The sequence below is a fragment of the Enterobacter sp. HMSC16D10 genome (genome assembly GCF_001807145.1).
Lineage (GTDB): Bacteria > Pseudomonadota > Gammaproteobacteria > Enterobacterales > Enterobacteriaceae > Enterobacter > Enterobacter roggenkampii.
Genome location: NZ_KV787865.1, coordinates 182894 through 198173 on the forward strand (window position 1 = coordinate 182894; position 15280 = coordinate 198173).

Below are 15280 nucleotides of genomic sequence, written 5' to 3' on the forward strand. Positions count from 1 at the left end.
TAGGCCCGGTAAGCGTAAGCGCCACCGGGCTTTTCATTTACTTGTTTTCGTCAGGCAGTGCATACGCGACAATATAGTCGCCCATCTTCGTGCCAAACGAGCCGTGACCACCCGCGGAGATGACAACGTACTGCTTGCCATTCACTTCATAGGTCATCGGCGTGGCTTGGCCACCCGCTGGCAGACGGCCCTGCCACAGTTTTTCACCGTTGGTCATGTTGTACGCGCGCAGGTAGTTATCTGCGGTTGCCGCGATGAACAGCACGTTACCTGCGGTGGAGATTGGGCCACCCAGCATTGGCATACCCATATTGAACGGCACCGGAACCGGCATCGGGAACGGCATGCTGTCCTGTGGCGTACCAATACGTTTTTTCCATACGATCTGGTTAGTTTTCAGATCCAGACCGGAGATATAACCCCAGGCAGGCTGTTTACACGGCAGACCAAACGGAGACAGGAACGGTTTCAGGGTAACGCCGAACGGTACGCCATACTGCGGCTGAATGCCGGCTTCGGTACCGCTGCCTTTCGCGTCTTTTGGCTGCTCCATTGGGTTGCCCGGACCGCGTGGGATCAGACGGGAAACGAACGGCAGCGCCATTGGGTTGGCAATCGCGACCTGACGGTTAGGGTCAACGGAGATCCCACCCCACTCGAACATCCCCAGGTTACCCGGGAAGACCAGCGTGCCCTGCTCAGAAGGCGGCGTGAAGATGCCTTCGTAGCGCAGCTGATGGAACATCACGCGGCACACCAGCTGGTCAAACATCGTGGCACCCCACATGTCTGCCCCGCTGAGGTCTTTCTTCGGACGGAAGCTCAGATCGGAGAACGGCTGGGTTTTGCTAACGTAATCGCCTTTCGCCGCACCCTGCGGAACCGGTTTTTCCGGTGCAGGCACAACCAGCTTGCCGTTGCTGCGATCCAGCACGAAGATGTTGCCGGTTTTCGCTGGAGCGTAAATCACCGGAACGGTTTTACCGTTTACGGTAATGTCCGCCAGCGTCGGCTGGGACGGCATATCCATATCCCACAGATCGTGGTGAACGGTCTGGTAGCTCCAGGCCAGCTTACCGGTGGTCGCGTTCAATGCCACGATAGCGCTGGCATAACGTTCCTGCTCCGGCGTGCGGTTACCGCCCCAGATATCTGGCGTAGTAACGCCCATCGGCAGGTAGACCAGGTCCAGCTTCGCGTCATACGCCGCAGGCGCCCAGGAGTTTGGCGAGTTAAAGGTAAAGGTGTGTTCGTCCGACGGGATCGCGTTCGGATCTTTCGCGCCCGGGTCGAAGGCCCACAGCAGTTTACCGGTGTTCACGTCGAAACCACGGATAACGCCGGAGGTTTCGCGGGTGGAGAAGTTATCTGTTACCGAACCGGCAATCACGATGGTTTTATCGGTGATGATGGGCGGGGAGGTCGGCTCATACAGACCCGGCGTGGTGTCCGGCATATTGGTCTGCAGATTCAGGATACCTTTGTTGGCAAAGGTTTCGCACAGCTTGCCCGTTTCGGCATTGATGGCGAACAGACGACCATCGTTCACCGGCAGCATGATGCGGCGAGGACAGTCGGCAATGACTTCCGGGCTCGCATTACCCGGGCGCGCTTCGTGATAAGAGACGCCACGGCAGGTCACGTGCTGGAAGGACGGGTTGGAGTTCAGCTGCGGATCGAAGTGCCATTTCTCTTTACCAGTGGCCGCGTCGAGCGCGAACAGACGCTGGTGCGCCGTACACAGATAAAGCATATCGCCGACTTTAATTGGCGTCACTTCGTTGGTCAGTTCACCCGGATCGTTCGGCATCTTCAGATCGCCGGTACGGAATACCCAGGCTTCTTTCAGGTTCTTAACGTTGTCCGCGTTGATCTGCTTCAGCGGAGAGTAACGCTGGCCTTCCTGGTTACGGCCATAGGCAGGCCAGTCGCCGTCAGCAACCTGAGAGATCGCCGCCGCAGGCGTCGATTCTGCGTTCAGCGTACCGTTGATCTCCTGCGGATCGTTGAAGCCAGCCCAGGTCAGGATACCGCCGCTGATTAACAGCGCTACCACCAGCGCCGCGACCGCACCGCTGGAAGGCACGATCAGGCGACGCCAGACGAACGGCAGGATCAGCCAGATGCCGAAGAAGACCAGGATGTCACTGCGCGGCGTCAGCGCCCAGAAGTCAAAGCCGACTTCCCAGACGCCCCAGATCATGGTGGCAAGAAGGAGTGTGGCATACAGCCACAGTGCAGATTGTTTTCTACGCCAGAGCAGGACGGTTACGCCAAGCATAACCAGGCCCGCAATCGGGTAGTACCAGGAGCCGCCGATCGCGACCAGCCAGACGCCACCGATTAACAGGTACAGGCCGCAGAAGGCGGCGAATAGCGCTGTTAATGTCACCAGTAGACGCGGCTGTTTAGAGTTTGTTTCAGCCATAGAAAGTGTACTCGTCAGTTTTTGTTAATAATTTGCTAGCAACTAATTATAGGTATTAACAAGTGTGATCGGAATCACAATATTTGCTTTTTATAACTCATACGCCAGGGTTATCCATTTGCTGATATAATGGCTGGCTTGCGTATCAGTGCTGGATATTAACGCATCCGTATTGAGAGATTTTCATTAAAATCATTTGGTTAGTAATATGAAACATACTGTTGAAGCAAAAAACTTCGTGTTTTCATGCTTTTAGGTGATTTCATGTTTTCTGTGTTTTGATTTTTATTATCAGTAAGATACGATGTTTTATGTTCGTATGTTTATGCGATTTTTTCGACTGTAGCAACGAACGGTGTATCAATCGGTGTATCAATCGCATTCACGAATCCAAGTAGGGCGGGCTATGGCGGGCACTAACAAGCTAAGTGATAAAAAGCTCAAGGCACTCCAGGGGGCCAGCCGCAATGCGCCAGAAATGTATGCTGATGGTGAAGGTTTAAGCGTCAGGGCATCAAAACAAGGCCAATTAAGCTGGGTTTTTTCGTACCGGTTGGGTGGAAGGGGGAGCAAACTCGAACGTTTAACGCTTGGCCGTTACCCGGATTTGTCGCTAAAAGCTGCGAGAGAAAAGCGGGAAAAGTGCCGTCAATGGCTGGCTGGTGGTCTTGATCCAAAAACAGAGCTTGAACTGAGCACCGAAGAAACGCTCAAGCCTGTGACAGTCCAGGATGCTCTTGAGTACTGGTTGGTGAATTACGCCAGGAGAAAGCGAAGCGACGAGGAGCTGGTAAGAGCACAGCTACGCAAGCATATTTACCCGCGGCTTGGTCGTTACCCAATCGCGAGATGTGAAACCCGTCATTGGGTGGCCTGTTTTGATGAAATAAACCAGACTAAACCCATGACCGCCGGTCGCATGTTTCAGATTTCTAAACAGGCGTTACGTTTCTGCAAAGTTCGCCGCTATGCTGCCAGTGATGCCTTGGTATTTCTCACCATTCAGGATGTAGGGCAGCCATCCGGCCAACGTGACCGCGTTTTGTCAGATAGCGAACTGGCTGATGTATGGCGCTGCACAGACAGCGATGAGCAGCAGCCGTATTATTCACGTCTTCTTAAAATGTTGGTGCTCTTTGGTGCACGAACGATGGAGGTTCGCCTTTCTCGATGGTCAGAATGGGATTTTACCTCGTGGATTTGGACAGTACCGAAAGAGCACAGCAAAACTCGCGAGAAAATCGTGAGATCGATACCAGAAGCTATACGGCCGTGGCTGGAAGAGTTAAAGCGCGAGACAGGGAAAACAGGCTTGTTATTGGGAGAAGATCGTACCCGTCAGGCTGTATCATTGAAAGGGCGCAGGCTTTTTAAAGATTTTCACCATAATGAGCCGTGGACGTTGCATGATTTACGCCGCACGTTCTCCACAGGGCTGAACAATATGGGTATAGCACCACATATAGTCGAGTTGCTGCTGGGCCATGCTTTGCCGGGAGTCATGGCGATTTATAACCGTAGTCTGTACTTGCCTGAGAAACTGGATGCGCTGAATAAATGGTATGACCGTCTCGATATTTTGGCGGGTAATCACTCGAATATTGTTATTTTAAAGGCTGGTGAAAAATGAGAATTAGCAAAAAGAACGATTTACCTAAATGGTTTGATTTGAAAAAGTATCATGCTTTCGAAAGAATGTCTGATGCTGAATTGTTTTTTCAATTATCAGCTCGTTGGGATTTATATGTATTTAGTGCTCTTGAAGAACTATCCGAAATTGAAAAAAGCCTGAATGAATGTGTTATCTCTGATGCAGAGCTGAAATCTGAACTGGTCAGAGGGGATATTGATGATGGGGTTGAATCGTTTGGGATGCTTTCAAAGTCAAGGGCCGTTTCGCCTTTGTCCATCTATGACCATTATAGTTTGCATGTTGATGTGAATGCGTATGCGAAAGAAAATGAGCTGGATTTGAATGCCGGTCTACTTTCTAAATTCCTTTATCATCCTAGAAGTGTGAACGGGATTTTAGACAGGGAAAGTGAACATTATATGTATATGAAAGTTGATTTGAATTGGCCTGATAATTTAATTATCGCTGACATTCAAAAACTTTTACCAATGTGGCGAGAAAGCTTGAATTATAATTCACAGGCTCAATGTTTGAGTTATGGCTGGGATTTGGCAAAAAAGAAACTTATCGATTATTCATTGTTCCCACTTATTGATATGTTGATTTGGGAAACTAAAACAGAGAATACCATCACTCACTCTGTTAAGGCCGTGGCGGTGTACCCAGATGGCGAGTATGGGGAAAACAATATCACCCAAACGATCAAGCCTAATCTGGAAAAAATCTTCAACTTTTATTCTATAGAAAAAATTCGGCGCGAATTAAATGACAGAGGTTTACTACCTAAAAGGCCAGCAGATTATTTTCATACGCCAACTCAGGAAGACGAATAAACTTAAATTTCACATGATGTAAGGCATTGAAGCCAACAGGAAAATAGCCTCCACAAAACGTAGAAACAGTGGAGGCAACATGCAAAATATCACCTTTACCCCGCCAAATCCTGAGCAGCGCCGCACCCTTTTAGAAGAGTACGGCTTTAAGTTCGACCGTCGAATCCGTGAAGAAGAATGTAGCGAGATCACCAGCCTTTCCCGTTCCAGCCGTTGGAAAATGGAGCAGCAAGGCCGATTCCCGCCACGCTGTCATTTTGGGCGCAATAGCTGTGCCTGGCTTCTTTCGGATGTGCTCTGGTGGGTACGTAATCCGCCTGCAGTAGAGAACGTCAATAACCCGTACAGCCGCAAATCTGCTTAATTAACTACAGGTAATCGAATATGGAAAAAATAACTGCCTTGGCTGGCAGCGGCCAAACTCACCCCGAAACCAGCCAGAAAGATATTTCCAGCGATAATTTTGCTGCCCGGATCCCTGTAACCATGAGCACTATTGGTGGGAAAGAAACTCAGTCTGTAAGTGGTCGTAAGCTGCATACGTTTCTGGCTGTAGGGCGCGACTTTACCACCTGGATGAAAGCACGTATCAAACAGTACGGGTTTGTTAAAGGGGTTGATTACGTAATTGTTGAAGATTTGAGCACCCCAAAACGGGGGAGCGCAAAATCTCGCCAACAAGTTGAGCACGATTACATTGTCAGCCTGAATATGGCTAAAGAGCTTTCTATGGTTGAGCGCAACGCGCAAGGCAAGATGGCCCGCCAGTATTTCATCGACTGTGAAGAACGTCTGCGCCGCGTAGCGCCAGAGGAACATGAGGCGGCGTTGTTGGGCTGGCGTAAAAATCGCGTGGCTGCCTGCGAAGATCATAAGAGTATGGCCGATGCAATGAAGGGCTACATCGAGCGCACCGGCGACAGGCAGCACGGCTTTGCCTACAGCAATGAATGCTCGTTCCTGAATAGCCTTGTGCTGGGTATGCACCCGCGAGTGTGGGCGAAACAGAAAGAAATCCCGGTTAAGCAGGTGCGTGACCATATGAACGCCGATCAGCTCGCGCTGCTGGCTTATCTGGAAAGCCGTGATTGTGCTCTGCTGGATCTTGATACCCGTACAGCAACCCGTAAGGCGAAACTCACAGAACTGGCACAACGCTGGCTGGTTAAGCGTGTTGGAGGTGCTGAGTGATTTTGCATAACTCAATCAGGGTTGCGCAGAATTTGAGCCGACGAAATTCGCACGCGCAAATCAAACTCGGTGATATGCCGAGTTTGAACAACCGCGTACGTTTAACGTACGGACATCGCAACCCATTGAATAATTTTAATTATCGCGAAACGCGAGAATTGGTGAGCAGCAAACACGAACAGTATTCGGGTTCTCCTGAACATCAACACTGCTTAGGTTCAGAGGTTCCGACGAATAACGTAGAGAGCTGTGAAGATAACCAACCCTCTTTAAGAGGGGCAGTTCACAGCATTACGGGGAGTAACCCTGTTCAGCTTTCAGGTTCCGATCTGGCTTTCTTGCGCTGCTCAGATTTGAGTTTGCGCCCGCAGGCATCCAGAACCCACGCAGAGAAATTAGCTCCGGCGTTATCTGCTTTCTCTCGCTCTACGCTGGCGTCAATCTCTTCAATCAGGTCATACGGAAAACGGATACCTACACGCGAAGATTTATTGTTTTTATTACCTGTAGCCATTGTGGACAACCTCTTAATTATCTTTGGTGAGTGCACACCATACATCAAAGGTAGCCGAAATAAAATGCTTGACGTGGGCGCACACCAAAATATAAAGTGGCTACACACCTTATCCACAGGTAAGGCACAGGAAGTATCAAATGCAGCGAAGCCCAGAGGTGCGCTAACACCTTCCGGGCTTCTGACTCCCGCCGTTAACGTAGATAACGAGGCAGCTATGAAAGATCATACCACACACCCGCAAGGGCGGAATAACTACATCTGGCGTTTTCTCGCACTGAGCGCCATCGGGCGCAACGTCATTCACATCACAGCTACCACTGAGCGCGAAGCCCGTGAGCAATCACCGGCAGGCTGCGTGATGGTATTCGCTGGCCGTCTGCCAGTTCGGGAGGTGCGTCATGCGTGAGCCAATCAGCTTAGACCAGGCCGAATATAAATCAGCGCTGGCCGCTTCACTCTTCGAAACCATTTTGGAAAAAGCCTGTGCCGAGTGCTCGGAAACCCTGCTGAACCATATCTCTCTGGCATGTGATCTTAATCAGGAAATACACCGGGAATTAATCGCCGAGCTGGGTATGGGAGAAGCGAAATGAGACAGGTTCCTTTTGAAGTCCTGATGCACGCTGAAAATGCACTTTCAGAGAGTGAGTGCGCAATGTCTGTACTGAGCATGTGGATTGACAGCATTCCCGACGGTGACGAACACCGTGAAGAAGCCTGCCGTGTCGGCGCAATTATGTCTCTGCTGCATAAATCTATCGGCGAGCTGGTGAAAGCGCGGGAGGCTTACAGTGCAAAATGACTTTGTAAGCGATGTGCGCAGTAAGGCAAATGGCTACTGGCCGTCAATACTGGAACGCCTGGCGATTCCGACGAATCGCGGTGAGGGGCCGTGTCCGGCTTGCGGCGGCAAAACCCGCTACCGGTTCGACAATAAAGATAACCGGGGAACGTATTTCTGTTCGCACTGTGGCGCGGGTACCGGGCTGGATCTGGTGATGAAGGTCAATCAGTGCGGTGCGAGAGAAGCGGCTGAGCTGGTGGCCGAAGCGATGGCGCTGCCTATGCCGGAACCGAAGCCAGCCAGAGAGAAGCCTCAAACGGATATCGCCGGGAAAGTTGCGGCGCTGGTCGCGAAAGCCTCTCCGGGTAAGTCTGCTTACCTTGCATCAAAGGGGCTTCAATGCTCCTTCCCGATGCTGTCCGATGGGTCGTTGCTGCTGGTGCTGAAAAACGGCGCTGGCGCAACAACAGGCGCACAGGTGATTAAGCCAGATGGCAGTAAGCGGCTGGTGGCCGGAACGGTGAAGAAAGGCTCTTTTTGCGTGGTTAATTCCGGTGAAATGCCGGAGACGGTGATTATCGCCGAAGGATTGGCAACGGCGCTTTCGGTTCAGCAGTTCCGCCCCGATGCGACAATTATTGCAGCAATTGACGCCGGGAACCTGCTGCCAGTTTCGCAGGTGATACGACAGCGTTACCCGGATGCGCAGATCATCATCGCCGCTGATAACGATATTAAGCCTGGCGAACCAAACACGGGTAAATCAGCCGCAGAAAAAGCCGCTAAAGCTGTCTCTGGCCGGGTGGCTTTACCTCAGTCTGAGGAAAAGGCCGACTGGAATGATTTTCACCAGCAACACGGGCTGGAAGCAGCCGCAGCAGCATTTAATGATTCGATGTACCAGCCGGAGGGCGAAAAGGTGGTGGTAAAACTTAAGGCAATTGACGGCGGAAAAGAGAATCAACACGAAGCTGTTACACCTGCACTTAATCAGATGGGGGCTAGCCAGCGCGGAGAAGTCCTGCTGGCTCACTACGATGGCGACCTTGCGATCCATGCAGATTCCGACACGGTACACCATTACAACGGTGTGGTATGGGTTCCTCTGACAGATAAAGAATTGCAGCGAGAAATGGCGCAGATCTACATTGATGCGGAGGTGGCGTATTCACAGAACGCTATCAAATCAGCAGTCGATACAATGAAGCTGGGACTCCCGGTAATGGGTACAACAGCCCGTAACCTGATTGGTTTCAGCAATGGGGTTTTTGATACCCGCTCAGGACAGTTCCGGCCTCACAACCGAAAAGACTGGCTTCTCGTTGCGAGTGATCTGCCGTTCAGCGAACCAGCAGAAGGCGAGACCCTCGCAACCCATGCGCCGAACTTCTGGAAATGGCTCCGCCGCTCTGTAGCGGATAATGACCGAAAAGCAGACCGCGTACTGGCTGCTCTGTTTATGGTGCTGGCGAACCGGTACGACTGGCAGCTGTTTCTTGAGGTAACGGGGCCGGGCGGAAGTGGCAAAAGTGTTATGGCGGAGATCTGCACGATGCTGGCGGGCAAGGCCAACACCGTATCGGCGAGCATGGCGGCGCTGGAGAACCCAAGGGAAAGGGCGCTGGTGGTGGGCTATTCGCTGATTATCATGCCTGATATGACCCGATACGCTGGCGACGGCGCAGGGATTAAAGCGATCACTGGCGGGGATAAGGTGGCTATCGACCCAAAACACAAAGCGCCATATTCAACCCGTATCCCGGCGGTGGTGCTGGCCGTCAATAACAATGCTATGACGTTCAGTGACCGCAGCGGCGGTATTTCACGGCGACGGGTGATTTTCAACTTCACCGAAGTAGTGCCGGTAAACGAACGCGATCCGATGCTGGCCGAGAAGATTGAAGGAGAGCTTGCGGTAATCATCCGGCATCTTCTTGTGCGATTTTCCAGCCAGAACGAAGCCAAACAGCTTTTGCATGAGCAGCAGAAATCAGAAGAAGCGCTGGCCATCAAAAGAGAAGGTGATTCACTGGTGGATTTTTGCGGCTACCTGATGGCGCTTGTTGAGTGCGAGGGAATGATTGTTGGCAATGCTGAGATGGTGCCATTCAGCCCGAGGCGTTATCTGTACCACTCATACCTTGCCTACATGTCAGCGCATGGCCTGGGTAAACCCGTATCATTGACGCGGTTCGGCACTGATATGCCGGGGGCAATGTCTGAGTATGGCAAAGAGTACAAGCGCAAACAGTGCACCCGGGGGCCGGATAAAGGGCGTACGATCTCAAATGTCCTGTTAGGTGATGATGCTGATGGATGGTTACCAGCAGCAACAGGAAATAATAATCGTGAGCAGGGGTAGAATTTAAAAATTACCGATAAAGTGTCTACCGTGTCTACTGTTACAAATAATATATTAAATAACAATTGGTTAGATAGGTAGACACTTGGTAGACAGTGTTTGGTAAGGTATCTACCGTGTCTACTTTTGGTTTGTTTTTTGCACAATGGTAGAGAGTCTGGTAGACAGTAGTAGACACTTTAAAAGGTAACTCTCTACCATGTAACACAATGAATATTAAAGTAAAAAATCAAAGAGTAGACAGGTAGACAGTTTAAGGTACAAATTTTAATTTATAACTGTGGGGAGTATTAGAATGACAGCACAGATATCAGCTTACGGGCGTCTGGTGGCCGATCCGAATACCAGAACAACGGGCAAGGGTACAAATATGGCAATGGCGCGGCTGGCAGTATCACTGCCATGTAATGCTGCTGAGGATGGACAGGCTACTTTCTGGCTGGGTGTTCTCGCATTTGGTAAGCAGGCTGATGCGCTGGCGCGGCATTTTAAAGGCGACCTTGTGAGCGTAGCGGGCAATATGCAGCTTAATCAGTGGACGGGGCAGGATGGCACCGCACAGCAGGGATATCAGGTACTCGCAGACAGTGTGATCAGCGCCAGAACGGTGAGACCGGGCGGCGGGCGGAAGCCCATAACTGATACTGACGACGCAAAACAATCAACCGCCGCCGCGCCGGGATGGGAACTATACAATACGCCGGAAGATTTTGACCAGCGCCCACAACATGAAGATGATTTCTGACTGAAAGGAGCAAAGAAAATGTTTACTTATAAGGATGTTCTGGAACATCGCAAGGTGCATGGCATTGAAAATGCCGTACAGGATATGGGAGTAAAGGAGTACGCTGCTGCGCTTGATAAAGATGCGGTGGTGATGATTGATTCTCACGGCTTCATTGTGGATTCGTTCACGGGAATGGCTCTGGCTGCTGATGGCGAACAACTGGATCTCCTCATAGCGCATCTGGAGAAAATGCGTAAGGATATGCCGGAAAAGAACATGCGGGATTTGCTGAATAAATAAATTTTGTAAATTATTCGTACTCATGTTTACCCGTGATTGCCCCTGTCTCTGACGGGGGTTTTCTTTATATTTTTCATGTATATCTTCAAGAGTGGCACTCAGACGTGAGCCGCCACTGGCCGTTAAGTCAAGCTGTAGCGAGTACAGCCTGCGAGAGGCAGAAAAAGATTTAACGGCCTCCCCTCCAAGCGCTGGTTTCACGTCTCTACGTTAATTGATACGGAAACCACTCCATGAAGAAACTACTCGAATTACGCCAGCAGAAAGCCGCACTCAAAACCCAGATGCGTTCCATGCTGGACAAAGCCGACACCGAAAAGCGCAGCCTGAACGAAGAAGAGGGCAAAAAGTTCGACGAACTCCGCGCCCAGGCTGATGCGCTTGAAGTTGAAATCACCCGTCTTGAAGCCGTCGCCGACGATCAGCGCAATCTGCCTGGCACTTCCGTTGAAGGTGAGCCAGTAAGCAACGACGAGCTGCGCCACTACATCATGACCGGTGATACCCGCTCTCTCTCCACGCTGGTGCAGGCTGACGGCGGTTATACCGTTATCCCTGAGCTGGACAAAGAGATTATGCGCCAGTTGCAGGATGATAGCGTGATGCGCTCCATCGCAACGGTGAAGACGACCAAAACCAACGAATACCAGAAGCTGGTATCTGTGGGCGGCACTACCGTTAATCGCGGTACCGAAGGTGAACCACGCACCGAAACCAGCACGCCGAAGATGGAGCGCGTTGATATCAAACTCAACCCGATCTACGCCTACCCGAAAACCACCCAGGAGATTCTCGACTTCTCCGAGGTGGATATTCTTGGCTGGCTGTCTTCTGAAATCGCTGACACCTTCACCGCTACCGAAGAAAGTGACTTTGTGAACGGCGACGGTGATAAAAAATCCAAAGGGTTCCTGTCTTACCCTCGCGCGGCCACTGCCGATAAAGCCCGTCCGTTCGGTACGCTGGAGAAGATGGAAGCCGCTGACGTTTCCTCTGATGGTCTGATCGACCTGCTGTATAAGCTGAAAGCCAAATACCGCAAAAACGCCGTATGGGTGATGAATTCCAACACCGCCGCCAAACTGCAAAAGCTGAAAAACGGCAACGGGGATTACATCTGGCGCGATCGTCTGGTTGCCGGTTCTCCCGATACGCTGCTGGGCCGTCCTGTTCAGTATCTGGAAACCATGCCGGATGCGGAGGCGGGTAAAGCGTTCCTCGCTGTTGGCGACTTCAAGCGCGGCTATTTCATCGTGGATCACACCACTGGCGTGCGTACCCGTCCTGACAACATCACCGAGCCGGGTTTCTACAAGGTGCATACCGATAAATACCTGGGCGGCGGCGTGGTGGACTCCAACGCCATCAAGGTGCTTGAGCTTTCCGGCTCCGGTTCCTGATTTGACGTTTAAGGGGCTGCGGCCCCTTTTTGCCCTCTGTGGAGTCCAGTAATGAAAACAATCGATTTTGAAATCCGTACCTCCGAAGTGAGCGCCAGCAACAAAAAGCTGGTGGGCTATGCCGTGCGCTGGAACAGTCTCTCAGAAATTATCTGGGACGAGTTCCGCGAGCAGTTTGCGCCGGGAGCGTTTAAAGACAGCCTGGCATCCGGTAGCGATGTGCGTGCGCTGTACGAGCATAACTATACCCAGCTTCTGGGCCGCACTAAATCCGGCACGCTGGTGCTGTCCGAAGACGATACCGGGCTGCGCTTCGAGCTGACCCCGCCTAATACCCAGCTTGGCAACGATGTGCTGGAGCTGGTGGAGCGCGGGGATATCTCCGGCATGAGCTTTGGTTTCCGGGCGCTGAAAGAAGCGTGGGATATCGGCCAGTCTCCATACCTGCGCACTGTTACCGCTGCCGAACTGCGGGAGATTACCGTTACCTCTATGCCTGCTTATCCTGAGTCTGGCGTGGAAATCGCGCACCGTTCGCTTTTCTCCCAACATCCTGAACTGCGCCGCGCTGGCGATAACCGTCGCCGCTGGGCTGATTTAGCGGGGCTCTGATATGTGGAATATCTGGCCGTTTGGCCGTAAGTCTGAACCCTCAGAGCAACGCAGCATGACCATTGATGAATTTCTGGCGATGGCAGGGATTCCAAATACCGGATCAGGCGAGTATGTGTCTGCGGGTACTGCGGAATCTCTGCCGGCGGTCATGAACGCCGTATCAGTTATCAGTGAGGCGGTGGCAACAATGCCCTGCTATCTCTACCGTGTGCGCAACGATAACGGGCGAGAGGCGCGGGAATGGCTGAGCAATCACCCAGTGGATTTTCTGCTGAACGAGCAGCCGAACGACTGCCAGACGCCTTACCAGTTTAAACGCACGATGATGCGCCACTGCCTGCTGAACGGTAACGCCTATGCGGTGATCCAGTGGGGCCGCGACGGCCAGCCGCAATCCCTGCACCCGTATGCGCCGGGGGCGGTTGTACCTGAGCGTATCGGCCAGCATAAGTACAAATACACTGTTACTGAGCCGTTTAGCGGGGTTGTGCGCACCTACTTGCAAGAAGAGATCCTGCACCTGCGTTACTCGACCGATGATGGTTTTCTGGGGCGCTCGCCGATCACCACCTGCCGTGAGGCGCTGGGGTTAGGTCTGGCCCAGCAGCGCCACGGTGCCAGCATTATGAAAGATGGCATGATGGCGGCTGGCGTGGTTACTACTGCCGAATGGCTCGACAGCGTGAAGGGCAAACAGGCTCTGGACGCACTGGAGCGCTACAAAGGTGCCAGAAACGCCGGGAAAACGCCGATCCTTGAAGGTGGCATGGACTACAAGCAGCTTGGCATGAGCAATCAGGATGCCGAATGGCTGGCCTCCCGTCGCTTCACCATTGAAGACATTGCCCGCATGTTCAACGTGTCGCCTATCTTCCTGCAGGAATACAGCAACAGCACCTACAGCAATTTCAGCGAAGCGAGCCGCGCCTTTCTCACCATGACGATGCGCCCGTGGCTGGCAAACTTCGAACAACAAATCAAATCTGCGCTGCTGGTGGCCTCTCCGGTTCCGGGAACCCGCTATCAGGTGGAATTTGACTCTGCTGACCTTCTCCGCGCCACGCCAACCGAACGTTATGCCACTTATGAGCGCGGCATTAAGAACGGGATCATGAACCCGAACGAAGCCCGTGAACGTGAGGGTATGCCGCCGCGTGAAGGTGGTGACGAATTTAGCCAGGCATGGAAGCAGGAAGTGAAGATCAGTAAGGACGGCAAGGAAGGTGACGCATGAGAGCCGGAAAGATGAAACGCCGCGTTACCTTTCAGAAGTCGGAATCTCACCGCGACCCGACTGGTCAGGTTATCTATGAATGGGCTGACCTTGCCACCGTCTGGGCTGAAATTCGAGCTATCAGCGGGCGTGAGCGCATGTCTTCCGGGGCACTTTACTCCGAGGCTACAGTGCGAATCTGGACGCGCTACCGCGACGATATAACCACCGCAAACCGCATTCTGTACCGCTCTCCAAACGTCCGGGGGCAGGTTTACGGCATTGTGGCCGTCATTCCTGATGTGGATCACACCCGGCTTGAGCTGCTGTGCAAGGGAGGCATTTTCAATGAGTGAGTTAATCGGTCTGGAAGAGGCAAAGCTGCATTGCCGTATTGATGATGATTACGAAGATACGCTGATACAGGCGTACATCGATGCGGCGCTGGAGGTCTGCCAGAAGCATATCGGTAAGCGGTTCGATAACGGGCTGGAGTTTACACCAGCTATCAAGATTGGCTGTCTGATGTACGTATCTCAGTTGTACGAGTACCGCACGATGATTGGTGATACCGACGCCAAAGAGATACCGATGGCTGTCTCTGCGTTGTGGTCTGTCTACCGAGATGTGGGGGTGTACTGATGCCGTGGCAACCAATGCGCCGGTGCACTGAGCCGGGATGTAATAAGCGGGTGAAGTCCGGCAAGTGTGATGAGCATAAGCGGGATGCCCGCCGACAAAGCGACAGCCGAAGAGGTACACGAACAGAGCGTGGATACTCCAACCGCTGGGGTGAATACCGTCGTCATTTTCTGAAAGCTAATCCGCTGTGTGTCCACTGTCTCAAGGCTGGCGTCTATACATCGGCAACTATCGTCGATCACATCATCCCTATCGAGGGTGAGGCCGATGTGCTGTTCTGGCCTGCCAGTAATCACCAGTCGTTATGTGCTGCCTGTCATGGCCGGAAGACAACTACAACAGACCCGGTGACTAAGCAGCAGCGTAAAGCCGGTAAGTTCCGTGAGCAGGAAGAAGCAGCACGTCATCGCACCGACTGGATCTATGAGGCAAACAATGACTGAGCAGGAACAGCAGCGCCTGATTAGTGGGCTGATAAAGCAGCGCGAGGCATGGCAACCAGCCAGACAGAGAGCGCACACGAAGCCCGTAGCAAAGCGCATGAGCCAGCGTGACCGGGAGCTTATGGAATGCTTCCGCAACCGCTGACAGGGCGCATGGACGGGGTGGGGGAGGTTTTCAGGACAAACCCCTCC

Annotated in this window: 19 protein-coding genes; 17 read left to right on the forward strand and 2 right to left on the reverse strand. The window is 52.3% G+C overall.

Annotated features, from left to right (window positions below; translation table 11 throughout):
- Positions 1–37 precede the first annotated feature (37 nt).
- Positions 38–2428 carry a glucose/quinate/shikimate family membrane-bound PQQ-dependent dehydrogenase gene (locus HMPREF3143_RS09940; RefSeq protein WP_070532945.1) on the reverse strand — a complete coding sequence of 797 codons (2391 nt, stop codon included), beginning with the start codon at positions 2426–2428 and terminating at the stop codon, positions 38–40.
- 406 nt (positions 2429–2834) lie between these two features.
- On the opposite strand from HMPREF3143_RS09940, the gene HMPREF3143_RS09945 reads away from it, so the two are divergent.
- The 4 genes from HMPREF3143_RS09945 (at position 2835) to HMPREF3143_RS09960 (ending at position 6085) form a co-directional block, all read left to right on the forward strand.
- The gene (locus HMPREF3143_RS09945) at positions 2835–4058 is read left to right on the forward strand and encodes a tyrosine-type recombinase/integrase (protein ID WP_048210779.1); all 1224 of its coding nucleotides are present in this window, start codon (positions 2835–2837) and stop codon (positions 4056–4058) included.
- Complete coding sequence (locus tag HMPREF3143_RS09950; protein WP_048210780.1) at positions 4055–4894, forward strand: DUF6387 family protein; 840 nt, start codon at positions 4055–4057, stop codon at positions 4892–4894. Before HMPREF3143_RS09945 ends, HMPREF3143_RS09950 begins: the two co-directional genes overlap by 4 nt.
- 79 nt (positions 4895–4973) lie before the next feature.
- Complete coding sequence (locus HMPREF3143_RS09955) at positions 4974–5258, forward strand: helix-turn-helix transcriptional regulator (RefSeq protein WP_048210781.1); 285 nt, start codon at positions 4974–4976, stop codon at positions 5256–5258.
- Positions 5259–5278: 20 nt separating this feature from the next.
- On the forward strand, positions 5279–6085 hold the full coding sequence (locus HMPREF3143_RS09960; RefSeq protein ID WP_048210782.1) for an antA/AntB antirepressor family protein: 807 nt from the start codon (positions 5279–5281) through the stop codon (positions 6083–6085).
- Between the two features lie 310 nt (positions 6086–6395).
- Here the strand turns inward: HMPREF3143_RS09960 and HMPREF3143_RS09965 are convergent, their stop codons facing one another.
- The gene (locus HMPREF3143_RS09965; RefSeq protein ID WP_048210783.1) at positions 6396–6599 is read right to left on the reverse strand and encodes a YlcI/YnfO family protein; all 204 of its coding nucleotides are present in this window, start codon (positions 6597–6599) and stop codon (positions 6396–6398) included.
- A 217-nt stretch (positions 6600–6816) separates the two neighbouring features.
- On the opposite strand from HMPREF3143_RS09965, the gene HMPREF3143_RS09970 reads away from it, so the two are divergent.
- The 13 genes from HMPREF3143_RS09970 (at position 6817) to HMPREF3143_RS26265 (ending at position 15233) form a co-directional block, all read left to right on the forward strand.
- Positions 6817–7008: a host cell division inhibitor Icd-like protein gene (locus HMPREF3143_RS09970; RefSeq protein ID WP_048210784.1), complete on the forward strand. Its 192-nt coding sequence runs from the start codon at positions 6817–6819 to the stop codon at positions 7006–7008.
- Entirely contained in the window at positions 7001–7195 is a 195-nt protein-coding gene (locus HMPREF3143_RS09975; RefSeq protein WP_070532948.1) for a hypothetical protein, read from the forward strand. Before HMPREF3143_RS09970 ends, HMPREF3143_RS09975 begins: the two co-directional genes overlap by 8 nt.
- A 62-nt stretch (positions 7196–7257) precedes the next feature.
- Entirely contained in the window at positions 7258–7404 is a 147-nt protein-coding gene (locus HMPREF3143_RS09980; RefSeq protein WP_227794302.1) for a hypothetical protein, read from the forward strand.
- On the forward strand, positions 7394–9748 hold the full coding sequence (locus HMPREF3143_RS09985; RefSeq protein WP_070532951.1) for a toprim domain-containing protein: 2355 nt from the start codon (positions 7394–7396) through the stop codon (positions 9746–9748). Before HMPREF3143_RS09980 ends, HMPREF3143_RS09985 begins: the two co-directional genes overlap by 11 nt.
- A 295-nt stretch (positions 9749–10043) precedes the next feature.
- Positions 10044–10493, forward strand: a complete 450-nt coding sequence (locus tag HMPREF3143_RS09990; RefSeq protein WP_048210787.1) for a single-stranded DNA-binding protein — start codon at positions 10044–10046, stop codon at positions 10491–10493.
- Between the two features lie 18 nt (positions 10494–10511).
- On the forward strand, positions 10512–10775 hold the full coding sequence (locus HMPREF3143_RS09995) for a hypothetical protein (protein ID WP_019077815.1): 264 nt from the start codon (positions 10512–10514) through the stop codon (positions 10773–10775).
- Between the two features lie 233 nt (positions 10776–11008).
- The gene (locus HMPREF3143_RS10000; RefSeq protein WP_048210788.1) at positions 11009–12175 is read left to right on the forward strand and encodes a phage major capsid protein; all 1167 of its coding nucleotides are present in this window, start codon (positions 11009–11011) and stop codon (positions 12173–12175) included.
- Between the two features lie 51 nt (positions 12176–12226).
- Positions 12227–12787 (forward strand): HK97 family phage prohead protease, encoded by a 561-nt coding sequence (locus HMPREF3143_RS10005; RefSeq protein WP_006178876.1) that lies wholly within the window; start codon positions 12227–12229, stop codon positions 12785–12787.
- Position 12788: 1 nt separating this feature from the next.
- Entirely contained in the window at positions 12789–14024 is a 1236-nt protein-coding gene (locus tag HMPREF3143_RS10010) for a phage portal protein (RefSeq protein ID WP_048210790.1), read from the forward strand.
- A complete protein-coding gene (locus HMPREF3143_RS10015) occupies positions 14021–14359 on the forward strand; it encodes a phage head closure protein (RefSeq protein WP_023304516.1) in 339 nt (112 codons plus the stop codon). The genes HMPREF3143_RS10010 and HMPREF3143_RS10015 overlap by 4 nt, the downstream gene beginning before the upstream one ends.
- Positions 14352–14645, forward strand: coding sequence for a head-tail connector protein (locus HMPREF3143_RS10020; protein ID WP_023304515.1), 294 nt, complete (start codon positions 14352–14354; stop codon positions 14643–14645). Before HMPREF3143_RS10015 ends, HMPREF3143_RS10020 begins: the two co-directional genes overlap by 8 nt.
- On the forward strand, positions 14645–15088 hold the full coding sequence (locus HMPREF3143_RS10025) for an HNH endonuclease (RefSeq protein ID WP_039274465.1): 444 nt from the start codon (positions 14645–14647) through the stop codon (positions 15086–15088). Before HMPREF3143_RS10020 ends, HMPREF3143_RS10025 begins: the two co-directional genes overlap by 1 nt.
- Positions 15081–15233 carry a hypothetical protein gene (locus HMPREF3143_RS26265; protein WP_014072017.1) on the forward strand — a complete coding sequence of 51 codons (153 nt, stop codon included), beginning with the start codon at positions 15081–15083 and terminating at the stop codon, positions 15231–15233. Before HMPREF3143_RS10025 ends, HMPREF3143_RS26265 begins: the two co-directional genes overlap by 8 nt.
- Positions 15234–15280 lie beyond the last annotated feature (47 nt).